The organism is Methylophaga sp. UBA3613 (assembly GCF_002375415.1).
Lineage (GTDB): Bacteria > Pseudomonadota > Gammaproteobacteria > Nitrosococcales > Methylophagaceae > Methylophaga.
This window is the reverse complement of sequence record NZ_DFLS01000004.1, coordinates 110,806-134,715: the sequence shown is the minus strand read 5'-3', so window position 1 is coordinate 134,715 and position 23,910 is coordinate 110,806. Positions and strand designations below refer to the sequence as shown.

Genomic DNA, 23,910 nt, shown 5'->3' with positions numbered 1-23,910 from the left:
GATACGCAGCTTAAGCCAGTAAGTCCGCTAACAAGGTACTGTAATTTGACTGTTGAACAGCCAGTTTGTGCCGACTCGCGACCACAATCGCAGTCAGGCTGGCGAGCGCATGATCAAAGTCATCATTCACAATCAGATAATCAAATTCAACGTAATGTGACATTTCACTCTCTGCGTCTCGCATTCTGCGCGAAATCGTTGCTTCATCATCCTGTCCGCGGCCTCTCAAACGCTGTTCAAGTGCCTGTTTGGATGGCGGCAAAATAAAAATACTGCTGCTGTCGGGAAAGTTTTTTCTGACCTGCTGAGCCCCCTGCCAGTCAATTTCCAGAATCACATCATTTCCGGCATGTAACTGGTGATGCACCGCTGCAGCTGAAGTACCATAACTGTTATCAAATACTGTTGCGGATTCAAGAAAATCTCCTGCATCACGCATCTTGCTGAAGATATCCTGACTGACAAAAAAGTAATCTTCGCCGTCAGCCTCTCCCGCTCTGGCAGCACGGGTTGTATGGGATACCGATAAGCGAACATGCGGGTCCTGTTTGACCAATGCTCGAACCAGACTGGTTTTCCCTGCACCGGAGGGTGCCGCCACAATAAATAAACTTCCAGACATTTTGATACCTTGCAGATTGCGCAGTTTCAGTTTTGAAACCTGAATTTCGTTTGTGAAAACAATACTGGTTTACGCTTTTTTGTGCCAGTTTTTTGCAAAGCTAAAAGCAGGCTCTGTGCGAGCTAACTACCGTCATATTATGATTCTTCCTGTTAATAACCCAAGAAAACTTTAATTCTTCCTATTCCAAACAAAAATAAATCTCATTATCATTGTTAATGTCATCAACCATGGAGTGTTCTATGCGCAAAGCAGGTATTTTTCTGAGTGTTTGTTTGGGTTTAAGTCTGTTGTTTATCTCGGGATGTAGCAATGAATCTGAAAACGAGATAAAAGAAGTCAATCTGTATTCCGCCCGAATTGAATCGCTGATCAAACCTTTACTGGATGAATTCACTGAAGAAACCGGAATTAAAGTCAATCTGGTCACTGGTAACGCAGATGAGCTATTGCAACGTCTGCAGAATGAAGGTCGCAATACTCCCGCCGATATGCTGTTAACCACAGACGCGGGTCGTTTACACCGTGCTATGGAAGAAGACTTGTTACAACCCGTTGACTCTGAAATTCTGCAGCAACGCATCCCCTCTTCCTATCGTCATCCGGAAGGTTACTGGTTTGGTTTGTCGCTGCGTGCTCGTCCTATTATGTATGTGAAAGATCGTGTCGATCCTGCAGAACTTTCAACCTATGAAGCGCTGGTTGAACCACGATGGAACAACCGAATCTGTGTTCGTTCATCAAGTAACATTTATAACCAGTCAATGGTTGCTTCAATGATTGTGGCCAATGGTGAAGCTGCAACGGAAGAATGGGCAAAAGGACTGGTCGCCAATTTCGCCCGTTCGCCACAAGGCGGAGATCGCGATCAGATCAGTGCTGCAGCGGCGGGCCAGTGCGATATTGTTATTGCCAATACGTATTATCTGGCAGGTATGTTGACCAGCAACGATGCTGATGAAAAAGCAGCAGCAGAAAAGTTAGCGGTTTTCTGGCCAAATCAGGATGACCGTGGTGTGCATATTAATGTATCCGGAGCGGGCATTATTAAAGATGCCAAACATCGTGACAATGCTATTGAACTGCTGGAGTTTCTGACCAGCGATACTGCTCAGCAATGGTATGCAGAAACCAATGGTGAATATCCAGTTCGAGACGATATTGAAAGAGGCAAAGTACTTGAACAGTGGGGAGACTTCCGTGCCGATTCACTGGACATGGATAAATTAGGTGAATTTAACGCCGATGCGTTGCGGCTGATGGACCGTGCGGGTTGGCAATAAGCAATTGCATGCGTAAAGTTGGCAGTTTTGCCCTATCAACTGCCAACTTTACAATTACATGTCCTTCATAAACCAATTTCGCCCCTACCCGGCATTCATTTTTGTACTGGCAGTGGCCCTGTCAATGCCTGTGGCAGTGGTTTTGGCGCATGTTTTTGTTCCCAGTGGTGATATCTGGCAGCACTTAAGCAGTACTGTGCTTCCCGACTATATTCGTAATTCTCTGCTGTTAATGCTTGGCGTCGCTATGGGTACGCTGTTAATCGGTGTCACAACGGCCTGGCTCACCACAATGTGTCAATTTCCAGGTCGCAGTGTGTTCGAGTGGGCCTTGTTGCTGCCGATGGCAATGCCTGCCTATATCATTGCCTATACCTATACCGGAATGCTGGATTTTGCCGGTCCATTACAAACCAGCCTGCGTGAATGGTTTGGCTGGCAATACGGAGATTACTGGTTCCCCCAGATCCGCTCGCTAAACGGCGCAGTTGCTATGCTGACTCTGGTGCTTTATCCCTATGTCTATTTGCTTAGCCGCGCGGCGTTTCTGAATCAATCAATCTGCGTGCTGGATGTCAGTCGTACATTAGGTAATGGGCCATGGAAAACGTTCTGGAAGGTAGCGCTTCCGCTGGCTCGTCCAGCAATCATTGCCGGTTTATCATTAGCATTGATGGAAACCTTAGCCGATTACGGTACCGTTCAATTCTTTGGCGTCAGCACTTTTACCACCGGCATTTTCCGAACCTGGTTCGGTATGGGCAGTGCTGCGGCAGCAGCTCAACTCGCCGCTGGACTGATGGTATTTGTCTTTGCCTTGGTTCTGATCGAACGTTATTCCCGTCGTAAAGCCCGCTATCACCACACCAGTCGTCGTCATCAGGATCTGCGTCGTTTTCCACTGACCGGCGGCCGGGCATTTCTGGCATTCCTGTTTTGCCTGTTTATCCTTGGACTGGGTTTTTTATTACCGGCATTGCAACTGCTTAGCTGGACCATCCATGTAGCCGATACCGTGATTGATGCAGAGTTTCTAAGATTATTGGTCAACAGCCTGTCGCTTGCCGCGTTTGCTGCCGTACTCGCTTTGTTACTGGCGCTTGTTATGGCTTATGCCCAGCGACTTTATCCAGGCAAACTGGTGAGCGGAGCTGTTCAAGTGGCAGGAATGGGGTATGCCGTACCTGGCGCTGTTATTGCCGTTGGTGTGATGATCCCTTTTGCCTGGATTGATAACACCATTGATGATTTGGCGCGGAGTCAGTTTAATTATTCCACTGGACTATTATTGAGTGGCACATTGGTCGCAGTCACATTTGCCTATCTGACCCGTTTTCTTGCTGTGTCATTACAAACCGTAGACAGTGGCTTAACACGCATCACCCATTCGATGGATGAAGCAGGTCGTTCGTTTGGATTTCGACCATTACAGATACTGAGACAGATCCATATACCGATGTTAAGTGCATCATTGATGACGGCATTGTTACTGGTATTTGTCGATGTATTAAAAGAGCTCCCCGCGACACTTATTTTACGTCCTTTTAATTTTAATACCTTAGCCGTAAAAGCCTACGAACTGGCATCTGATGAACGTTTGGCCGAAGCCGCTCCGGCAGCATTGGCTATTGTGATTGCCGGCATTATTCCGGTTATTCTGTTAAGTAAAACCATTACCCGATCCCGCAAGTTAAAATTGGCGATTGATGAAAACTGATAGCACTATGCAACTTCCACAATTACTCGTCGACAATATCAGCATTGGTTATGCTGGCAGGCCGGTCGTTGAAGGTATTTCCTTTCACTTAAAAGAGGGTGAAATTGCCTGCTTACTTGGCCCGTCAGGATGCGGGAAAACCTCGGTCTTGCGTGCTATTGCCGGATTTGAACCATTAATGCAGGGCAGCATCGTGTTGCACGGTAAAACTGTCAGCGCTGCTGAGTTTTCCCTGCCCCCGGAAAAACGCCATATCGGTATGGTATTTCAGGACTTTGCCTTGTTCCCACATCTGACAGTTGCCAAAAATATTGGTTTTGGTTTACAAAAACTGCCGCGGAAACAACAGCAGCAACGAATAGAGGAATTACTTGAATTAGTTGAATTAACGGGGGCCCAAAACCAGTATCCTCATCAACTTTCCGGGGGACAACAGCAGCGTGTTGCCCTGGCACGAGCGATGGCACCACGTCCCGATATTCTGTTGTTGGACGAGCCATTTTCCAGTATGGATTCCGACTTGCGCGAACAACTTGCCCGAGAAGTACGTCATTTACTGCGTCGCGATGGGGTAACAGCGATTATGGTGACCCATGATCAACATGAAGCCTTTGCCATGGCCGATCAAATTGGTGTGTTAGGTCAAGGAAAATTGCTGCAGTGGGGTAATGGTTATGATTTATATCACCGACCAAGCAGTCGATTTGTTGCTGATTTCATCGGACAAGGTGTGCTGATACCTGGAGAAATTATTGCGGATAATAAAATCAGTACAGAACTGGGCATTGTCAGTGGCAAGATGACTTCAGATGCGAGTACTGGCCAACAGGTAAATTTATTACTGCGCCCGGATGATATTATTCATGACGATAATAGCCCGCTGAAAGCCGAAATTGTGGGCAGAGCGTTTCGCGGCGCGGTGTATCTCTACACGTTGAAATTGCAAAGCGGTCAGCAGATATTGTGTTTGGTACAGAGTCACCACCAGCACGATGTTGGCGAATTTCTGGGAATCCGACTGGAAGCTGACCATTTAGCCGTATTTGCAGATCAGAGCTAAGGAATTTTTCACATAAAAAGCCGGGAAGTAGTACCAAGGTACAATAGGAATGTTTTATACAGCCGCCTATATTGTGAGCTACCACAAAAATAATTCTAAAAATCTCTGGGGGGCATTTATGAATAATTATATTAAAACGATTTTAGTCGCAGCTCTAACAACTTTTTCATTAACGATTAATGCAGCCACTTTATCTCTGACAGGTACAACGTCGTATAACGCTAATGGCTTTAAAGGCGAAATATCTCAGGTACTAAACATCAATGATTTTCTGCCAGGCGCATCAGAAGGCTTTCATGTTGAAAAACCCAATCCAACAGCCATGAGTGCTGCTCATGTACAAACCGCTTTAGCAGCAGCGGGGTCAAGCTTTATAGTAACGGATTTTTTCAAAACTAATGATCCTGCTACTAATACGGTAAATACCTCATCTCTGGGTTTGGCATTTTCCGGATTTTTAATGAAATACGGAACAACCACTTTGATTGGTCTATTCGATACCCCCATATCAAGTCTGGATTTTCTGACACATAATGGTAAAGACGTTTCACATTTTGCCTATTTCACTACCTCGGTGTCAGAAGTGCCGTTACCAGCAGCATTGTGGTTATTTGCTCCAGCACTGATGGGATTAATGGCTTTTAGACGCCGTATTAACAAATAATACTAAGTTCAATATTCTTTAAAGCCGTGCCATGCACGGCTTTTTTTTTGCCTGCAATTTATTAAAACAAGTCTTCCGGTTAATTACAAACACATTATCCGAGCCTGCTGATTGTTAACGCGATAAAACCCGGTTAATTCAAGTTAAGGCTTATCCGTTTTGCCAAATGTTAATGTGCTGGAAAATCAACAAAACTGCCTTTCAAAGATAACCTGTTTTCCTGCTATCCGATGATCAGCAGCGCCAAATTACGGAAACAATATCGGCAGTTCTATCGGAGTCATTCATGCTTAAAAGTGTTAGTCGGAAACCACTTTATGTGGGTTTAGCGGCTTCAGCGGGCGGATTGGAAGCACTAACCAGTTTATTAAAAAACCTGCCTAAACATGACAGTATCTGTATTGTCATTGCGCAACACCTTTCCCCTGATCATGAAAGCCTGTTGGCCAATTTGCTCTCGCGCGAAAGTAACTTACCCGTCATTAACGCCAAACATGGTATGGCGTTAACGTTAGGCACTGCCATTGTCATTCCGCCGGGTTATAACGGCACCGTCAGTGACGATAAAATATTTCTGCAATCCACTCGCAAACCGGGTGTGCCTAAACCCTCGGCTAATGATCTTTTTATTTCCCTGGCTGAGGCCTATCAGGACCGAGCTGTTGGTGTCGTTTTGTCGGGTACTGGAAGTGATGGCGCTCGAGGATGTCGGGAAATCAAAGCGCGCGAGGGTTTTGTGTTTGCTCAACAGCCCAATGAAGCCAAATATGAGGGTATGCCCAAAACCGCGATTGAAACAGGATGCATTGACCGTGTATTGAATGTGGCCAAAATCGCTGAGGAATTGATTCGTTTAGCGAATTATGAAGCCATTAGCAAGCTACCCAAAAATACCGATAATCAATTAGATTCTTTCGATACTATTTTGCAAGCGTTAGCCAGGCATACTGGCGTCAGCTTTTTTAATTACAAAGATAATACCCTGCGCCGACGCATTCATCGGCGATTAGTGGCGACCGATACGGCCAGCTGGATTGAATATGAACAATATGTACAGGAGTATCCACAAGAACTGGATTATCTGTATCAGGATTTACTAATTTCGGTAACTGCATTTTTTCGTGATGCAGACGCTTTTGATGAACTCGAACGACTACTCAGAAAAATCCTGCGAGGAAAAAGTAAAGGTGATGAAATCCGTATTTGGGTCGCTGGCTGTGCAACAGGTGAAGAAGCCTACAGCATCGCCATTTTACTCTGTGAAATTCTGGGAAATGACCTTGTCGATTATCGTGCACAGATCTTTGCCACGGATATTGATACCAAAGCGTTAACCATTGCCCGTAAAGGGAAATATGAACTTGCAGCCATAAAAGGATTATCCCAACAACGGCTGGATAGGCATTTTTCGCACATGAGCGATGGTTATGAAGTCAACAAATCAATACGCGATATGGTGTTATTTGCTAAACATAATCTGGTCGAGGATCCGGCTTTTCTGCGGCTTGATCTGGTGACATGTCGCAATGTCCTGATCTATATGAAAGCCCAATTGCAAAAACAGATTCAGGCCACTTTCCATTATGCTTTGAATCAGGATGGCTTCCTGTTTTTAGGACAATCAGAATCATTAACCAATAATGAGTTGTTTGATATTGATTCTAATGCCGGTCGAACCTTTTCCCGTCGAAATGTAAACAGTTTGGAGTTTTACCGAAGAAACAAGGTGAAACAGCAATCTTTAAGCAAGCCATCCGCCCCGATAAAACCGCCCGTTATGAAGGATGTGGAAACCATGGACGAACGGGTGTTTAAAGCAGTTACCCAACACATCATTAGCAATGCGTTTGTCGTCGATAGCAGTATGGAAATACGGTTTATTTATGGTGATATCTCACCCATCACTCAAATAGGTCGTGGCCGTGCCAGCCTGAATATCCAGAGCATGATTCGCAGCGAATTTCAGCTGGAAATCAAAGGTCTGGTCTATAAGGCCAGAAATGAAACGCAAGCTTACCGCAGTCATAATATTCGCCTGGGCGATATTGCGTATATGTTTGAAGTCATCCCGTTGCAGATCAAAGATATCAATGATGCGTTATATCTAGTCAGGTTCGAACAGACGACGCTCGATGACAATTTTGAAGAAGAAACCGATTCGGCAAATTATGAACGTATCGTGCAATTGCAACAGGAGTTGTCCTCCACCAAGGAACACTTGCAGACAGTGATTGAAGAATTGGAAACCTCAAACGAAGAGCTGCAATCAGTTAATGAAGAAATGCAGTCGGCCAATGAGGAGTTGCAATCGACTAACGAAGAACTGGAAACGGCTAATGAAGAATTGCAATCAACTAATGAAGAACTGACAACCGTCAATGAAGAATTACAGGTAAAAAGCAGTGAAATTATTACGCTTAATGCCGACTTGCAGAACATGCAAAATAGTCTGTCCCACCCGTTGATTGTGATAGATGACAATTTATTACTAACGCACTTTAATCCCGCTGCAGAGCAACTGTTCAGTTTGACCACAGACAATGTGGGTTTACGAGTCACTCAATTACGCAGCGACCATAACCTGCCGGATCTGGTCAAACTGATTGAAAAAGCACAAGAAACAGGAAAAACCGTAAATTTTCAAATTGCTGGCGAACGGCAGTATTTGTTATCGGTTAATTCGTATCTGGATAATCAGGGAAACATTAATGGTGCCGTTTTATTATTCTGGGATAACACCGAATTAATTCATACCTATGATCGTCTGAAACAATCCTTAATTGATAATAATCTGCAAGCGCGGGCAATGGAAGCCGCTCAGCAAAGCATCGTTATTGTGGATGCATTGGCTGAGAATATGCCGATTCTATATACCAACCGTGCTTTTACTGAAATGACAGGTTATCAAAGTGAGGAAGTAATCGGGCAGAGCTGTCTGATATTACAGGGTGAAGCCACGCCTAAAGTAGCAATTCAATCCATAAAGAAGGCGCTCAAAGAAGGCAGGCCTTATGAAACTACGATGTTGAATTATCGTAAGGATGGAACAACTTTTTGGAATCAGCTCAACATCGCACCGGTTTATGACAATAATACAGTGACTCACTTTATTGGCCTGCAATCTGACATTACTCAGACAATAAAAAATAATCGACAAATGTCACTGGCACAATCGGTATTTGATAACACGCAGGACAATATTCTGGTCATTAATGACCGGCAAAATATTCTGTATGCCAATCAGGCAATGCTGACTACGCTCAATATTGAAAATGATGAAATCCTGGCGACCAATGTGAATGACTTTCTGCGATGTGATGAAGAAAGTGAATTATCTTTAAAACAGCTATGGAAGACGTTAGCAGACCAAGGCTCTTGGCGTGGCGAACTCAGCTTTTATATCCATGACAAATTAAAACCCCAGATTGTCTCCATCAGTCGTGTAGAAGATCAGCATGACGGTGATGCCTGCTACGTGCTATTGGCCAGCGATATTGCTGAATTAAAAAGACGTGAACAGCAATTACATCAACTGGCCTTATTTGATGAACTGACTGGCTTGCCAAACCGAATGCATCTTAATCAGATCCTGAAAGACACCGTTGCCAGAAGTCATCGCAAAGAAAGTAAGTTCGCCGTGTTATTTCTGGATCTGGATAATTTCAAACGCATTAATGATTCGTTAGGGCATGCTGTTGGTGATGATGTATTGCAGTATTTCACTCATATTGTTTCGAGACTGGTCCGTGAGAGTGATACTTTTGCTCGAATAAGTGGTGATGAATTTGTCATTCTACTTGAGGAGATTGAATCTGAAGTTGATGCACAACTATTTGCACAACGAATCATCGAAAGTCTGAAACAACCCTTTCATACCCATAATCAGAATCTATTTATTTCCTCCAGTATCGGTATTGCCATCTACCCTGAAGATGGCGATTTACCCGATATTCTGCTGCGAAATGCGGATATTGCGATGTACCGTGCCAAAGAAAATGGCAAAGGCTATTTTGGCTTCGTTGACCCGGATCGTTCAGATGAACTTAGAAAGCAATTACAGATTGAAGCCGAGTTACAAAGAGGTTTGGTTGAGGGGGAAGATATCGGTTTACATTTAGTTTATCAGCCGATATTCCATTGCAGCGAGCCAGATATTAATGCATCGTTGGAAGCACTGATTCGTTGGCATCACCCCGAATTGGGGCACATTATGCCTCATGAACTTATCCCAATTGTGCAGATATCACAACTCACCGCAGAACTGGATGAGTGGGTCATCGAGCAGGTCGTTCAGCAACGCAAAAAATGGTTACAGGAGCATCCGGAAAAAGCTGAAAAACTCAGCATTTCCATCAATATGCACCCGACACATTTAAATCGTTTGCATGACGCTGAAAAAAGTGAACTTTTGCAAAAGCTGCAAACACTTTCTCCACTTGACTGGCTGACCATTGAGGTCACAGAAGTGGCGCTATTATCCCATTTTGAAAATGCCAAACTGGCATTGAAAAACCTCACCGATCTGGGTGTCTCCATCGCCATTGATGACTTTGGTTCAGGTTATTCAAACTTTGGTTATATTACGGAACTCAGTGAAGTCAAAGTAGTAAAACTGGATCGCTCGGTTATTTATCAATTCGAGAATGACCCGCAAAAACGTCGAAAAGTAAAAGCCTTACTGACCATGTTGCACGAAATGGGTTATGAAACCGTCATTGAAGGGATTGAAAATCAGCATGCTATGCAAACGGTGAGTGATATTGGCTGCCAGGGCGTCCAGGGCTTTTACCTCAGCAAACCACTTTCCGTTTCTCAGCTGGCTGATAAAGCAATGGATATTCAAAAAAACTAGTTTTCTTACTAAAACAGACAATGAAAAAAAGAGCATAAAAGCATTTCATTGATTGGTCAGGAAGCTATTTCGATCCCAATAATTACTTCAAAATATTGTTAGGCAGTCAACTTAATTCCCTGCGTCCTTTTACAGAAAGTCTACCTGGAAGGTGTTGTTACCCCCCACCCCACACCTGATACTTGCGCTATCTTATTGTTACAATCACAAGGTAAATATGCTAAATTCCCTGCTAATTGCCAATAATAATAAAGATACGTAATCATATGAAAATAATGGAGCTTTTCAGTATGGAAATTAACTGAACATGCTGCGGCTTCAACAATTTGGGGCGGATCGATCGTTGTATCTGCTCAGATATGCATTATGTTTTGTTCTTTTTCTTCTTCCCATTACCAGTTTTGCACAAAAATCATTTGTTGGTCAGTGGTATGAAGTCAGTGCCAACTGGATCTTTCCAGATCCGCCTGAAACCACTGTCAATGCTCCGTCTTTAACTGGCGGGCATTACGTCTTTCAATCCGTATTTGATATCACTGATGCTGATGAAACAATCGTTATTGATTTTAAAAATGGCAGCGTATTAGGACATTTTCATCACTATATAACTGACATTTCCGGTAATTTCATTGCAGAAGCCCGGGGTGGAATCGAATCAGAGGTCAAAAACACTTTTTTTATGCGTCATGGACGCGAGTTCAGATTGCCTCCGGGTCAGTATCAGCTCACCACCCAACTGGTTTCACCCTATTTTATTGCCCAGCCTCAGCCTTATTGGGACAGCTTGCCGCATTATCGTGAAGCCATAAAATGGGGCACTGTTATTACCCTGGTCAGTATGGGCATTCTGATAAGTCTTGGCGTGTATTACACCATTCTGGCTTTGGTCAGACGGCGTACCACCGAAATCATGTACACCTTTTTTATCATGATGAATGTGCTCTACAACGGTACGGCGCTGTTAATTACCCCGGATCTGTTCAATATCCACTGGTTTTACTTTGTCGGCGGTCCCATTCTGCTGAGTAACTTTGCCTACATTCTGTTTGCCAAGCATTTATTACAGATCCACCCCGAAACGCATCCCAGGCTGGATAAGCTGGCAAAACTATTTTTAATGATGCTGGCAGTATTATTCGTTGTGGCCATTTTCAATAAAAATCTGATCATAGAATGCGCCCGTTATGGTGTTGGTCTGATGATGCTCTATGCATTGATTGCGGCTCTGGTAAGAGCATTTGAAAGCTATAAAATTGCCTATTTTTATCTGGTGGCAATCGCTGCTTTTTTTGTGATTGGCTCGATAGCAATTTCCAGCAAGGATCTGGATGGTGTATACACCATCTATATCGAGCATATCGGCTTGTTAGCCGTCACGGTTGAAGTATTACTTATCGGTCTGGTTCTGGGATATCAGTTTGCCGAGGTTTACCGGGAAAAAGAACATAATCTGGTGCTGGTCCAGCAGAGTTTGCAAATTGCCCATCATGATGCACTTACAGGCCTGCCCAATCGTTATGCCCTGGATATTTCCATGGAAGAGTTACCGGCTGACGGTATGTTAACGCTGTTGGATATGGATAACCTCAAGCTTTATAACGACACCTATGGGCACCAAAAAGGTGATGAAATGCTGCAGATGTTTGCCAGAGTCCTGTCAGCGAAACTTGGGGATCTCGGCGTACTTCACCGGATGGGAGGTGATGAATTTGCCATCACCAGCGACAGTATTACCTACGCAGAAAATATCAGAGAAGTCATCTCACAAACCATACAATACATGCGACAGAACGGATTTGAAAAAGCCGGTGTCAGTCATGGTTCAGCTAATATGGTCGAAACCATCAATATAAATGAATTGAGAATTTTGGCTGACGAACGTATGTATCACCAAAAACGCACCAACGATAACCGTCAATGGGCTTAAAGACATCATAAGCATTTTGGCTGCTATCACCCTGAGCAGAATTAACGCTGCAGAATGGTGAATAACCAGCGAAAAATTACCATTGTCGGCTGACCATCATATGCAGCCATACGGCTTCATTACGCAATTGTGAATCGTTACCAAACGGCAGCTCGCTATTGGTGTAATCCACTTTTTTACGGAAATCGTATTCAATACCACCATAAATAATCCATTCTGAATTGTATTGATAACTGCCGCCAAAAGTGAGGTGATGATCAAAGATCCCCGCCACAACAGGATTGGTATGTTCTTTTGGGATCGGGTTTTTCCCATAGTTATAGCCGCTATATAACGTCAGTTTGTCGTTATAGCGATAGGCCATGCCCGTGGCAAACACCAGTTGGTTATTCCAGTTCATAGTTGAGGTACTGTTAATATCCGGTAAACCGGCAACAGAGGGATCGGTCGCTCGTAACTCGGTTTTTTTCATCGCGTCAGACCAGTTCAACCAGTTAACTTTTAACGAAAGTAACAGTTTTTCATTCATCTGATAGGCAGCGCCCACCCCGATTTCTTCAGGCAAGGCCAGACCTTTCAACGAAACATCATCGTACTTGACTACCCCCAGACCAGCACCTGTCATATTAAGTTTAAGTTCACCATCGGTTAACGGCAGCTCTGTTTTACCGGTATAACTGGCTGCCAGCGTAAGCTTGGGAGTTGCCCGATACTGAATACCCAATTTAAAGCTGGTGCGTAAACTGGTCGCGTCGTCTATCTCAATTCCCGCAAATGCAGGCGGTGCTGAGGTATCAGGGAAGATCTTCTGTTCAGCCTGCGCATAGACCAGGCCAAAACTGCCGCCGACTGACCATTTATCATTGACTTCACACCCTACGCCACCGGTAAGTTTGCCCACAGCAAACAAACCCGAGTATTCATCCTCTGTTGCAAAAGCGGTTTGCATATTTTCAAATACGCCACCAGAACCGCCTTGTGCAAACAGTCCGCCCCCCACCGTACATGCCACATTTTCCAGTTTTTGTGCATACCCCATGCCGCCTAATCCGGTATAGAGGTTACTTGCATGTCTATCATTACCAAACTGATCTTCATGCGACAAATCAGTAATCCGCAGTAATGAACCATACGCATCAAAACGTTTGGTTTTAATTTGAGTCAGTCCGGCCGGATTGGTATTGAGCGCAGTGGTATCACGTGCCACAGCAATATCTGCCCCAGCCATTAATGTAGATTCGGCGCCAAATCCAATCAGATTGATACCATTCGTAGCATGGCTGGTGCCAGCAAAAAGACCCAGGAAGCAAACAGTTATTTTTTTCATTCGATGCTCATAGAACAGGTGCTCGTTTCATTCATCCCTTTGAGCCCTTTTGCAGGCAAAACCTCATCATGAGCGTTCTGAAGATACACGTCCGTAACGGCCGAAAGCATGGTTTCTTTAGGGGGGGATAATGCTATTAATCCAACAATGACAAAAACCCTGGCGGCCAGTTAACACTGCCAGGAGAGTTCGTTCACATTGTGAATCATTCAATATTCTGGATTTGTTCTCGCATCTGTTCTATTAGTACTTTCAGATCAACTGAATAACGTGTGGTGTCGGTATCAATGGATTTCGAACCGAGGGTATTGGCTTCTCGATTAAGCTCCTGCATCAGAAAGTCGAGTCGACGGCCGACTGGCTCATCACGTTGCAGGACACGTTTGACCTCATCTACATGACTTTGTAAGCGATCCAGCTCTTCAGCCACATCGCTTTTCTGGGCGATCAACACAATTTCCTGTTCCAGTCGTTCCGGTTCCAGAGTCACTTCCAGTTCAGCAGCTTTTTGTAACAGACGTTGCCGTTGTTGTTCGAGAATCTCGGGCATACGAAGTTTCACCGCTTCAGCAATTTGCAATATTTCTTCACAACGCTGCAGGATCATATCAGCCAAGGCCTGCCCTTCTCTTTCTCTGCCACTGATAAAGTCTGCAAGCGTCATATCAAGAGCATCCATGGCCTGTTGCTTCAGTGCGGTTAAATCGACCTGTTCACTATCTGCCACACCAGGCCATTGCAACAGTCGCAAAGGATCAATCGGCAAAGCTTGTTTGGCCATTTGGGTTAATTGCTCACAGGCATCTATCACTGATTGCGCCAGGTTCTCATCGATATGTAATGCGTTTTGCTGTTGGGAAGGATGATATCGCAGGCTAGCTTCGATCTTGCCACGTGCCATACGCTCGGCAAAAATTTTGCGGATGTCCATTTCCAGAGGTCGAAATGATTCTTCCAGTCGCAAAGCGAGTTCTAAATAACGATGATTAACCGATCTGACTTCCCAGATCAGAGTGCCGAGTTCAGTTACTTGCTCATGGCGGGCAAAGGCGGTCATGCTTCGTATCACAATGGTTTTCCTATAGCTATTAAGCCCCCATATTAACGAAAACCACAGGTAAAAAGCACGCGGGAATTGAGATGCATCAGTATAATCATCGTATTTTTAGTAAAGGATAGAACAGATGCGTCCAAGTGGCCGACAACCTGATCAACTTCGTGAGATCACCATCACCCGCAATTACACAAAACATGCGGAAGGCTCCGTACTGGTCGAGTTTGGTGACACAAAAGTGCTATGTACTGCTTCTGTTGAAGAGCGTATTCCACCCTTTTTACGGGGGATGGGCGAAGGCTGGATCACGGCCGAATATGGCATGCTGCCACGCTCTACCGGCTCACGTATGCAACGTGAATCCAGCCGCGGTAAACAAGGTGGCCGTACCATGGAAATCCAGCGTTTGATAGGTCGTTCTTTACGGGCAGCAATTGATCTAAAGGCGCTGGGTGAACGCACGATTACCATTGATTGTGATGTTATTCAGGCCGATGGCGGCACTCGCACGGCCTCCATCACCGGCGCCTTTGTAGCGCTGCAGGATGCGATCGATTATCTGATTAAAAAACGTAAAATCAAAAAAAGCCCGTTACATGGTCAGGTCGCTTCTGTTTCCGTTGGGATTCACAATGGTACAGCCGTACTGGATCTGGATTATGCTGAAGATTCAACGGCTGAAACCGATATGAATGTTGTCATGAATGATGCAGGCGCATATATTGAACTACAGGGGACTGCGGAAGGCCATGCCTTCAGAGCAGATGAATTACAATCCATGTTGGATTTGGCTGCTATTGGGATTGAACAATTGATGATCAAACAACGCGAGGCATTGGCAGACTGATGTCTAAAATCGTTCTGGCCAGCGGTAATATCGGAAAACTGCGTGAATTATCGCAGATCCTCAGTCCACTTGGTCTGGAGCTTATTGCGCAATCTGATCTGAATGTTGCTGAGGCTGAGGAAACCGGTCTCAGCTTCGTGGAAAATGCCATTATCAAAGCCCGCAATGCCGCTTTATTCACTGGTTTACCGGCAATAGCAGATGATTCAGGGATTGAAGTCGATGCTTTGCATGGTGCACCGGGAATTTATTCTTCACGTTATGCCGGACCGGATGCCTCCGATACTGACAATATTGAGGCCCTGCTGGAAGCGATGAAAGACGTTCCGGAAACAGAACGTACAGCCCGATTTCAATGTGTAGTGGTATTTATGCGTCATGCAGAAGATCCGACCCCACTGATTTGTCAGGGCAGCTGGCAGGGACAAATCCTGCAATCACCGCTCGGCGATGAAGGATTTGGTTATGATCCAGTGTTTTGGGTGTCTGAAACAGACTGTACAGCGGCCGAGCTCTCGCCTGAACAAAAGCATGCAATCAGCCATCGCGGCAAAGCCATGCGTCAATTTATGGAAGAATTTAAATATACCCGCCATCAACCCTGACGGTTGTTGATATTTAACCCCTTCCAAACTGGTACAACCATGTTTAATTTTACTGCTCTGCCACCATTAAGCCTGTATATCCATGTGCCATGGTGCGTACGCAAATGCCCCTATTGTGACTTTAATTCACATCAGGCCGGAGACGAGATTCCTGAGCAGGCCTATATCGATGCGCTTATCCGGGATCTTGAGCAGGATCTGCCGTTGGTCTGGGGACGCACTATCCAGACTATCTTTATCGGTGGTGGCACTCCAAGTCTGTTCAGTGCAGAAGCATATGACCGTTTATTTTCCGCTTTACGTGCGTTACTGCCTATCCGGACGGATGCAGAAATCACTCTGGAAGCCAATCCAGGTACTTTTGAAGCGGCACGTTTTACAGACTATCGTGCTATTGGCATTAATCGTTTATCGATTGGCATACAAAGTTTTGATGGTGATTCATTAACCGCTTTAGGCCGGATTCATGACGGAAGACAAGCCATACGAGCAGCCGAAATTGCCCATCAGGCGGGGTTTGATAATTTCAACCTGGATCTGATGTTTGGTTTGCCCGGGCAAACGGCAGAACTCGCCAGAAAAGATGTAGAAACAGCCATCGCTCTCGAACCCACTCATATTTCGTATTACCAGCTCACCATTGAGCCTAATACGTTTTTTCATCAGTCCCCGCCACAATTACCTGATGACGAACCTATTGATAACTGGCAGATTGCTAACCAGCATCGTCTGGCTGAAGCCGGTTATCTGCAGTATGAAGTCTCTGCCTATGCAAAAAATGGTCGTCAGAGCCGCCATAATCTCAATTACTGGCAGTTTGGTGATTATCTGGGTATTGGGGCCGGGGCTCATAGTAAATTAACCAGTGCAGCCACGCAGTCGATTGAGCGGCTGGTTAAACAAAAACAGCCTCAAGCTTACCTGGACAAGGTCAATAATCCACAACGTGTTATGAAACAGGAACCGGTTGGCATTAATGAAATCGGTTTTGAGTTTATGCTTAATGCCTTACGTTTAACGGACGGTTTTGCAACATCGTTATTTATGCAGCAGTGTGGTGTGCCGCTGGCGACCATTAAAAAACCATTAGCTGAAGCCGAGGAACGCGGATTGATTGATTATTCGGTTAAGTGGATTAGACCTACCGAGTTGGGTCAACGGTATTTAAACAGTTTAATTGAATTATTTTTGCCGCAATAATATGCTGGCGCAGGTCGTTAAGGGAGCTACCATCATGTTGAAACGCCATCTCCTGGCAACTGGATTGTCTTTATTTATGGTCTTGCCAATACAGGCGGATACTTTATCAATTGCCGAACCGACTTATAAAACGCCTAACAGTGAATCAGGTATCTTGCGTCCTACTCAGGGCATGACAATGCAACAGGTTGAACAGAAATATGGGATAGCAGAGCAGAAATACGCGCCAAAAGGCACACCGGCAATTACTCGCTGGCAATATCCACAGTTTGATGTGTATTTTGAAAATCAGCTGGTGATCCACTCGGTGGTTCAGCGGAAATCCGAGTAACACAAGGATAGCTTAAACTCCTTGAAATCGCCGTTTTGCCCACTCTGGTAAGGTGCCCACTCTGGCATGATGCAGTGATTCCATTTCAATCACGATCAATATCAAAACACTGACCAGGGTCGGTAAAAAGCTTAGTCCACCTACCAAGGCAAAAGCGGCTTCTTTCATCAGTCCTAAGTAGGTGTAACTTAACCAGCCTAATATTGCCACAGTCACCACGACGGATAACACTATGGCAAAGAAGAAACTCCAGCGGCGGGCGATTTGCCAGTGAATATAGACAAACTCACTGTCTTCACGTTTGATTCTGCTGGAGCGAATAAAGGTATACCCAACAAACGAAAATGATAACAACGGCACCAATACGATAAACTCAAAATAACTCTTCCCTGTTGCAGCAATCGCCGTGAACAACAGAATATGATTCGCAATCAGGTTCGTTAAAAAGATATCGTGCGGCATTCTGGCTGCCGCTCTTTCATGATCCTGTGGTGCCATCATTTCAGTCATATTTATCTGGCCAAGTTGTTGATAATCGCCTCGCGTACTGAGTCTAATGTAGCATTTACAGTAATGACTGGTGAACTACTTTGTTTGATAGCAATGTCAGGGTCTTTCAGACCGTGACCTGTCAACGTACAAACAACGGTACTGCCTTCTGGAATCTTGCCAGATTGAATATCACGCAACGCGCCGGCGACTGAAGTTGCGGAAGCGGGTTCGCAGAAAATCCCTTCCTTTTCGGCCAATAATTTCTGGGCAGCCAATATTTCGTCATCAGAGCACTCATCAAACCAGCCCTGTGACTCTTCTTTCACTTTCCAGGCCATATCCCAGCTTTGCGGATGACCAATACGGATCGCGGTAGCGACTGTTTCAGGATCATCTACCATCGCACCACGCATAAACGGTGCACTGCCATTCGCCTGATAACCCACCATTTTCGGACGGTTACCAACAATCGCGCCACCTGCATATTTACAATTGCCATGACAGTAAGCGCAGGCTTCAGTGACATGATCGCCACTGGCTGATGAATACTCACAGTAGCCAATCCAATGGGCGGTGATATTACCGGCGTTACCGACTGGCAGGCAGTGATAATCCGGAGCACGACCTAACTCTTCAATGATCTCAAACGCAGCAGTTTTCTGACCTTGCAAACGATAAGGATTAATTGAATTTACAATGGTGACCGGAGCATGCTCTGCAACGTCTTTAACCAGTTGCATCCCCTCATCAAAGTTACCTTTGATTTGGATAACCACTGCGTTATGCATCATAGCCTGAGCGAGTTTACCCTGGGCAATTTTGCCATCAGGAATAATAACAAAAGCAGTGATACCAGCACGTGCAGCATAAGCAGCCGCTGCTGCTGACGTATTACCGGTAGAAGCACAAATAATGGCTTTACTACCCTCTTCAACAGCTTTGGTCACGGCCATGGTCATACCGCGATCTTTGAAAGACCCCGTCGGATTCAATCCCTCATATTTGACGTAGATATCAACATCTTTGCCAATTAACTTAGGGATATTGTTCAATTTCAATAATGGTGTATTACCTTCACCAAGGCTGATCAGTCTGGTGTCATCATTGACCGGCAAACGGTCACGATAACGGTCAATCAGGCCGGTATAACGTGGACGAAATGGCATAAGTAGTTCCTCTTTAATTCTTTAACGGGCGTTTTTTCAGCCCAGCGATTCCATGCGGATACGCATGATCGCGTGTTTGACAGTATCCAATGCTTCGATTTGGGCAATCGCTTCATCCATATTTTTTTCAACCACCGGCTGGGTCAGCATAATGATGGGCACTGTGCCCTCTTCTTCTTCCGGTTGTTTTTGCAGGATCGCTTCAATATTGATGTCCTGCTCACTGAAAATACGAGTAATGTCGGCTAACACACCCGGCTTATCTTCTGTGTTAATCCGCAAATAATAAGAGGTAATGACCTCAGACATCGGTAAAATCGGTGTATCTTTCAATGAATCAGGCTGGAAGGCCAGATGTGGCACCCGATTTTCCGGGTCAGTAGTCAGCGCACGAACAATATCAACAATATCGGCTACTACCGCAGAAGCAGTCGGTTCAGCTCCTGCTCCAGCACCATAATACAAGGTTGGCCCAACTGCATCGCCTTTCACGACGATGGCATTCATTACCCCATTGACGTTGGCAATCAGACGACGTTTTGGAATTAATGTCGGATGAACTCGTAGTTCAACACCTTGAGGTGTTTTCCGGGCAATCCCCAGATGTTTGATGTGGTATCCCAATTCTTCTGCGTACTGCACATCTTCCTGGGAAATTTTGCTGATGCCTTCGGTATAGGCTTTATAAAACTGTAAAGGAATACCAAATGCAATCGACGCCATGATGGTCAGCTTGTGTGCTGCATCAATGCCTTCCACATCAAATGTCGGATCGGCTTCGGCATAGCCCAAAGCCTGAGCTTCAGCCAGAACATCGGCAAAGTTACGGCCTTTATCACGCATTTCCGTCAGGATAAAGTTACCGGTTCCGTTAATAATGCCTGCCAGCCACTCAATACGGTTAGCGGCCAGACCTTCACGGATAGCCTTGATAATCGGGATGCCACCAGCAACGGCGGCTTCAAAAGCAATCGTGACGCCTTTTTCCTGCGCCTTGGCAAATAACTCGTTGCCATGCATTGCGATTAAGGCTTTGTTGGCAGTGACGACGTGTTTACCGTTTTCAATTGCCTGCATCACTAAATCTCGGGCGATACCGGTACCACCAATTAACTCAACAATGATTTGAATTTCCGGGTCATTGACCACTGAAAACGCATCATCCGTTAAATCAATGCCGTTCAAATCACAGCTTTTAGCTGAATCCAGATTTTTATCCGCGGCGCGCAAAATTTCAATTCCACGGCCTGCACGGCGGCTTATTTCTTTTGAGTTTCGCTTTAAAACACTGACAGTACCACTACCAACAGTGCCTAAGCCAAGAATACCAATTTTGACTGATTGCACTTTTGCCCCCTACCCTTTTTTCATCATGTCACGGATACCACGGATTGCCTGCCGGGTACGGTGCTGATTCTCAATCAGTCCGAAACGCACATAGTCATCGCCATATTCACCAAAACCAATGCCTGGCGATACAGCTACTTTAGCTTCTTTAAGCAATTTCTTACTGAACTCCAGCGAACCCATTTCACGGAATTGCTCAGGAATTCTGGCCCAGACGAACATGGTCGCTTTGGGTTTTTCCACTGGCCAGCCAATCGCATTTAGCCCGTCACACAACACGTCACGACGTTGTTTATAGGTTTCGACAATTTCTGCCACACATTCCTGTGGACCATCCAGAGCCGTAATGGCGGCTACCTGAATCGGGGTAAACATGCCGTAATCCAGATAGGATTTCATACGGGCCAATGCCGCAACTAATGTTGGATTGCCTGACATAAAGCCTACGCGCCAGCCTGGCATATTGTAGGTTTTGGATAAGGTATAAAACTCAACCGCAACATCTTTTGCGCCAGGGATTTGCAAAATTGACGGTGCTTTATAACCATCAAAGGTGATCTCACCATACGCCAAATCATGAATAACCCAAATCTGATGCTCTTTGGCAAAATCAACAACCCGCTGGAAGAAATCCAGATCAACGCACTGGGTGGTTGGATTGCCTGGGAAATTCAACACCAGCATTTTGGGTTTTGGCCATGAATCTTTAACCGACTTTTCCAGCTCGGCAAAAAAATCAACATCCGGGGTTAGCGGTACATGACGAATATCCGCACCGGCAATCACAAAACCATAAGGATGAATCGGATAAGCCGGGTTTGGCACTAAAACCGCATCGCCCGGGCCCACCGTTGCCAGCGCCAAATGCGCCAGGCCCTCTTTTGAACCAATAGTGACTATCGTTTCTGAGTCAGGATCCAATGTCACATCATATTTACGCTGATACCAGTCACAAATCGCTTTTCGCAGACGTGGAATACCTCTGGAAACAGAATATCGGTGGGTATCAGGACGCTGTGCCGCTTCGACGAGTTTTTCCACAATGTGCGCTGGTGCCGGTTTATCCGGATTCCCCATGCCAAAGTCGATAATATCTTCGCCGCGCGCACGCGCTTTTGCCTTCAAATCATTTACAATGTTGAAAACGTATGGCGGAAGACGCTTGATTCTGGGAAATTCGTCGTTCAACTGAGCACCTGCTATTAGCTAAAACGGTTGGCAAACCAAGCAAAATAACTGAAAATCATTCACACTTCAAATTGATTTAATATAGTGGATTAATATGAGTCAACAAGACCAATTGTACACGACGATCATTAATGATCTCCAAAAAGGAAAACTGGTACTGCCCACATTGCCTGAGGTTGCCCTCAAGGTTCGTGAAGTTGCCAACAATCCGGATGTCTCTGCAGCGCAGCTTGCTGAGGTCATTACGACCGATGCGGCCTTATCAACACGTTTGATAAAAGTCGCCAACAGTCCTCTATATAGAGGCAGGGTTGAGGTCGAATCGGTGCAGACGGCGGTCTCTCGACTGGGTATTCCGATGGTTCGTAACCTGGTGACCAGTCTGGTGATGGAACAGATGTTCCGTCCGACCAATAAAAAGTTGGAAAAACGTATGCGAGACCTCTGGCAGCATAGTATCGAGGTCGCTGCCGCAAGTCAGGTCATTGCTTCCAAGCAGCCTAATATTGCGAATGATGAAGCAATGCTGGCGGGGTTAATACATGAGATAGGTGCGCTGCCTATTCTGATGAAAGCCGCCGACACTCCTGAGTTGTTGGAAGATACCCGTCGTCTGGACACACTCATTGACAACCTTTATCCAAAAATCGGCGAAGCTATTTTGCGCAGCTGGGATTTTCCGGAAAATCTGATAACCGTCGCCGCTGAACATGCAAACCTTAATCGTAATAGTCAAAACGGCCCCGATCTGACTGACGTAGTTCAGGTAGCCAATTTACAAAGCTACTTTAATACCAGCAAAGCTTTGGATCCCAACACGCGCGACAAGGTTCTCGCTTTCCGTAAACTGAATATTGATACGGGTATCAGTGTGGTTGAACTGGATGAAAACAGTGAAGAATATGCCGCTGCTCTGGCACTTTTCCAGAATATGTAAAAACAAATCTGCAGCAGATTATTAAAAAGGCTATCTTCGGATAGCTTTTTTTAAGGCAAAAAATCTGGATTCCATACAATTTCCCATAAATGGCTATCCGGATCCTGAAAATAACCGGCATAACCACCCCAAAATGTTTTTTGTGGGGACTTTACTATCGTGGCACCTGCCATAGATGCCTGCTGCATGATGGCATCCACATCAGTTTCATTAAGAACATTGTGAGCAAGACTCATCGCTGTCGCTGTTGCAGTTAACGGTAATCCGGCATCTGCCGCCAGACTTTGTCGCGGCCATAAAGCAAGTTTCAAACCTGGCTGCAAATCAAAAAATGCCACCGTACCCTGGGCAAACTCTTCCCCAATAATGCCTTCGGTATGCAGCCCCATGCCGTCCTGGTAAAACCTGATGGATCGGTGTAAATCATCAACTCCCAGTGTAATCATTGAAATATAGGGCTTCATCTATCTGCTCCTTTGGCGCTTAATCATTTCCAACCATAAACCGATAATCTGATTCGTTTTCCCTGAAACTGAACACCTTCATATTGCAGTAAAGCTTTCTGCTGCTGATAAGCTTCGCTGTTCGGCGGAAAAGAAATTTCCCCTTGCGCATTGATTACCCGGTGCCATGGTAAAGAGGAATCTTCTGGTAATTTTTTTAAGCTACTGCCCACATAGCGCGCATAACCAGGATAACCACATTGTTTGGCTATCTGTCCATAGGTCATCACTTTGCCTATGGGGATGGCAGCAACCACTTGCCAAATTATTTCATCCAGTTCAGACATGCATTTTCTACATAGCCATCTTCACAACCATCGGCTTTTCAAGCCGATGAATGTGAAAATGTTGTTATCGCGATAATAATGGATGTTAAGGGTTACGCTTGACGAGATTATCAACACTCCATGCACCGCCACCCGCAACAAACAGATATAAAAAGATAAAGCTGAACAAAGCGGCTAATTCACCATTATTTAATAAAGGCCAAAATCCCTGAGGGGAATGAGCGATAAAATACGCTACCGCCATCTGGCCTGACAAAATAAAGGCTACCGGTCTGGTGAACAAGCCAATAAGGATTAAAAAACCACCGACAAGTTCAAGCACGCCGGCCACACCAGACAGGGTAAATAAATCAAACTCATTCCGCTGGGGGGCTGGGTAACCAAATAACTTTTGACCACCATGCTGCATAAACATAAAAGCTGTGACGATGCGTAAGATGCTCAACACACGTGGTTGCCACGCTATAAAAAAGTTTTCCATTGCTCTCTCTCCTTAGACTG

Annotated in this window: 21 protein-coding genes; 11 read left to right on the top strand and 10 right to left on the bottom strand. The window is 45.2% G+C overall.

Annotated features, from left to right (window positions below):
• Positions 1-10 precede the first annotated feature (10 nt).
• The gene (gene gmk / locus B3S93_RS02785; RefSeq protein ID WP_292353576.1) at positions 11-622 is read right to left on the bottom strand and encodes a guanylate kinase; all 612 of its coding nucleotides are present in this window, start codon (positions 620-622) and stop codon (positions 11-13) included.
• Between the two features lie 242 nt (positions 623-864).
• Here gmk and B3S93_RS02780 point away from each other — a divergent pair, with 242 nt between their 5' ends.
• From B3S93_RS02780 to B3S93_RS02755, 6 genes are all read left to right on the top strand, one after another.
• Positions 865-1,905, top strand: coding sequence for a Fe(3+) ABC transporter substrate-binding protein (locus B3S93_RS02780; RefSeq protein WP_292400233.1), 1,041 nt, complete (start codon positions 865-867; stop codon positions 1,903-1,905).
• Between the two features lie 58 nt (positions 1,906-1,963).
• Positions 1,964-3,622, top strand: coding sequence for an ABC transporter permease (locus B3S93_RS02775; RefSeq protein ID WP_414673321.1), 1,659 nt, complete (start codon positions 1,964-1,966; stop codon positions 3,620-3,622).
• Positions 3,612-4,682, top strand: a complete 1,071-nt coding sequence (locus tag B3S93_RS02770; RefSeq protein ID WP_292400236.1) for an ABC transporter ATP-binding protein — start codon at positions 3,612-3,614, stop codon at positions 4,680-4,682. The genes B3S93_RS02775 and B3S93_RS02770 overlap by 11 nt, the downstream gene beginning before the upstream one ends.
• Before the next feature lie 118 nt (positions 4,683-4,800).
• Positions 4,801-5,346, top strand: a complete 546-nt coding sequence (locus B3S93_RS02765; protein ID WP_292400239.1) for a VPLPA-CTERM sorting domain-containing protein — start codon at positions 4,801-4,803, stop codon at positions 5,344-5,346.
• 286 nt (positions 5,347-5,632) lie between these two features.
• The gene (locus B3S93_RS02760) at positions 5,633-10,198 is read left to right on the top strand and encodes an EAL domain-containing protein (protein WP_292400242.1); all 4,566 of its coding nucleotides are present in this window, start codon (positions 5,633-5,635) and stop codon (positions 10,196-10,198) included.
• Between the two features lie 307 nt (positions 10,199-10,505).
• On the top strand, positions 10,506-12,125 hold the full coding sequence (locus B3S93_RS02755; RefSeq protein ID WP_292400245.1) for a GGDEF domain-containing protein: 1,620 nt from the start codon (positions 10,506-10,508) through the stop codon (positions 12,123-12,125).
• 76 nt (positions 12,126-12,201) lie between these two features.
• Here the strand turns inward: B3S93_RS02755 and B3S93_RS02750 are convergent, their stop codons facing one another.
• Positions 12,202-13,452, bottom strand: a complete 1,251-nt coding sequence (locus B3S93_RS02750) for an OmpP1/FadL family transporter (RefSeq protein WP_292353569.1) — start codon at positions 13,450-13,452, stop codon at positions 12,202-12,204.
• Between the two features lie 205 nt (positions 13,453-13,657).
• Positions 13,658-14,521, bottom strand: coding sequence for a YicC/YloC family endoribonuclease (locus tag B3S93_RS02745; protein ID WP_339640137.1), 864 nt, complete (start codon positions 14,519-14,521; stop codon positions 13,658-13,660).
• 115 nt (positions 14,522-14,636) lie between these two features.
• Here B3S93_RS02745 and rph point away from each other — a divergent pair, with 115 nt between their 5' ends.
• From rph to B3S93_RS02725, 4 genes are read left to right on the top strand one after another with little or no spacing between them, the layout of a single operon-like run.
• Positions 14,637-15,353, top strand: coding sequence for a ribonuclease PH (gene rph, locus B3S93_RS02740; protein ID WP_292353568.1), 717 nt, complete (start codon positions 14,637-14,639; stop codon positions 15,351-15,353).
• Positions 15,353-15,958, top strand: a complete 606-nt coding sequence (gene rdgB, locus B3S93_RS02735) for an RdgB/HAM1 family non-canonical purine NTP pyrophosphatase (RefSeq protein WP_292400249.1) — start codon at positions 15,353-15,355, stop codon at positions 15,956-15,958. The genes rph and rdgB overlap by 1 nt, the downstream gene beginning before the upstream one ends.
• A gap of 39 nt (positions 15,959-15,997) precedes the next feature.
• Complete coding sequence (hemW, locus tag B3S93_RS02730; RefSeq protein WP_292400252.1) at positions 15,998-17,158, top strand: radical SAM family heme chaperone HemW; 1,161 nt, start codon at positions 15,998-16,000, stop codon at positions 17,156-17,158.
• Positions 17,159-17,192: 34 nt separating this feature from the next.
• A complete protein-coding gene (locus tag B3S93_RS02725) occupies positions 17,193-17,489 on the top strand; it encodes a hypothetical protein (protein WP_292400254.1) in 297 nt (98 codons plus the stop codon).
• 12 nt (positions 17,490-17,501) lie between these two features.
• Here B3S93_RS02725 and B3S93_RS02720 read toward each other — a convergent pair whose 3' ends face one another.
• The 4 genes from B3S93_RS02720 to alaC are packed head-to-tail and all read right to left on the bottom strand — an operon-like array spanning position 17,502 to position 21,682.
• Positions 17,502-17,999: a hypothetical protein gene (locus tag B3S93_RS02720; protein ID WP_292353564.1), complete on the bottom strand. Its 498-nt coding sequence runs from the start codon at positions 17,997-17,999 to the stop codon at positions 17,502-17,504.
• Between the two features lie 2 nt (positions 18,000-18,001).
• A complete protein-coding gene (gene thrC / locus B3S93_RS02715; RefSeq protein ID WP_292353563.1) occupies positions 18,002-19,147 on the bottom strand; it encodes a threonine synthase in 1,146 nt (381 codons plus the stop codon).
• A gap of 36 nt (positions 19,148-19,183) precedes the next feature.
• Entirely contained in the window at positions 19,184-20,494 is a 1,311-nt protein-coding gene (locus B3S93_RS02710; RefSeq protein WP_292400258.1) for a homoserine dehydrogenase, read from the bottom strand.
• A gap of 9 nt (positions 20,495-20,503) precedes the next feature.
• Positions 20,504-21,682 (bottom strand): alanine transaminase, encoded by a 1,179-nt coding sequence (gene alaC, locus B3S93_RS02705; RefSeq protein ID WP_292353561.1) that lies wholly within the window; start codon positions 21,680-21,682, stop codon positions 20,504-20,506.
• Between the two features lie 94 nt (positions 21,683-21,776).
• Between alaC and B3S93_RS02700 the strand changes: the two genes are divergently transcribed.
• On the top strand, positions 21,777-22,619 hold the full coding sequence (locus tag B3S93_RS02700; protein WP_292353560.1) for an HDOD domain-containing protein: 843 nt from the start codon (positions 21,777-21,779) through the stop codon (positions 22,617-22,619).
• Positions 22,620-22,669: 50 nt separating this feature from the next.
• On the opposite strand, the gene B3S93_RS02695 is transcribed toward B3S93_RS02700, so the two are convergent.
• The 3 genes from B3S93_RS02695 to B3S93_RS02685 all read right to left on the bottom strand — a co-directional run bounded on the left by B3S93_RS02695 (position 22,670) and on the right by B3S93_RS02685 (position 23,890).
• Positions 22,670-23,083 carry a VOC family protein gene (locus tag B3S93_RS02695; protein ID WP_292353559.1) on the bottom strand — a complete coding sequence of 138 codons (414 nt, stop codon included), beginning with the start codon at positions 23,081-23,083 and terminating at the stop codon, positions 22,670-22,672.
• A gap of 23 nt (positions 23,084-23,106) precedes the next feature.
• On the bottom strand, positions 23,107-23,409 hold the full coding sequence (locus B3S93_RS02690) for an MGMT family protein (protein WP_292400261.1): 303 nt from the start codon (positions 23,407-23,409) through the stop codon (positions 23,107-23,109).
• Positions 23,410-23,494: 85 nt separating this feature from the next.
• Complete coding sequence (locus B3S93_RS02685; protein ID WP_292400264.1) at positions 23,495-23,890, bottom strand: DoxX family protein; 396 nt, start codon at positions 23,888-23,890, stop codon at positions 23,495-23,497.
• Positions 23,891-23,910 lie beyond the last annotated feature (20 nt).

Bases quoted from the DNA above. Each gene is read 5' to 3' on its own strand.
- B3S93_RS02765 (WP_292400239.1), top strand. From the start codon at position 4,801: ATGAATAATTATATTAAAACGATTTTAGTCGCAGCTCTAACAACTTTT.
- hemW (WP_292400252.1), top strand. From the start codon at position 15,998: ATGTTTAATTTTACTGCTCTGCCACCATTAAGCCTGTATATCCATGTG.
- B3S93_RS02750 (WP_292353569.1), bottom strand. From the start codon at position 13,452: ATGAAAAAAATAACTGTTTGCTTCCTGGGTCTTTTTGCTGGCACCAGC.
- rph (WP_292353568.1), top strand. From the start codon at position 14,637: ATGCGTCCAAGTGGCCGACAACCTGATCAACTTCGTGAGATCACCATC.
- B3S93_RS02755 (WP_292400245.1), top strand. From the start codon at position 10,506: ATGCTGCGGCTTCAACAATTTGGGGCGGATCGATCGTTGTATCTGCTC.
- rdgB (WP_292400249.1), top strand. From the start codon at position 15,353: ATGTCTAAAATCGTTCTGGCCAGCGGTAATATCGGAAAACTGCGTGAA.
- B3S93_RS02700 (WP_292353560.1), top strand. From the start codon at position 21,777: ATGAGTCAACAAGACCAATTGTACACGACGATCATTAATGATCTCCAA.
- B3S93_RS02720 (WP_292353564.1), bottom strand. From the start codon at position 17,999: ATGACTGAAATGATGGCACCACAGGATCATGAAAGAGCGGCAGCCAGA.
- B3S93_RS02770 (WP_292400236.1), top strand. From the start codon at position 3,612: ATGAAAACTGATAGCACTATGCAACTTCCACAATTACTCGTCGACAAT.
- B3S93_RS02695 (WP_292353559.1), bottom strand. From the start codon at position 23,083: ATGAAGCCCTATATTTCAATGATTACACTGGGAGTTGATGATTTACAC.
- B3S93_RS02725 (WP_292400254.1), top strand. From the start codon at position 17,193: ATGTTGAAACGCCATCTCCTGGCAACTGGATTGTCTTTATTTATGGTC.
- B3S93_RS02685 (WP_292400264.1), bottom strand. From the start codon at position 23,890: ATGGAAAACTTTTTTATAGCGTGGCAACCACGTGTGTTGAGCATCTTA.
- B3S93_RS02690 (WP_292400261.1), bottom strand. From the start codon at position 23,409: ATGTCTGAACTGGATGAAATAATTTGGCAAGTGGTTGCTGCCATCCCC.
- thrC (WP_292353563.1), bottom strand. From the start codon at position 19,147: ATGCCATTTCGTCCACGTTATACCGGCCTGATTGACCGTTATCGTGAC.
- gmk (WP_292353576.1), bottom strand. From the start codon at position 622: ATGTCTGGAAGTTTATTTATTGTGGCGGCACCCTCCGGTGCAGGGAAA.
- B3S93_RS02780 (WP_292400233.1), top strand. From the start codon at position 865: ATGCGCAAAGCAGGTATTTTTCTGAGTGTTTGTTTGGGTTTAAGTCTG.
- B3S93_RS02775 (WP_414673321.1), top strand. From the start codon at position 1,964: ATGTCCTTCATAAACCAATTTCGCCCCTACCCGGCATTCATTTTTGTA.
- B3S93_RS02760 (WP_292400242.1), top strand. From the start codon at position 5,633: ATGCTTAAAAGTGTTAGTCGGAAACCACTTTATGTGGGTTTAGCGGCT.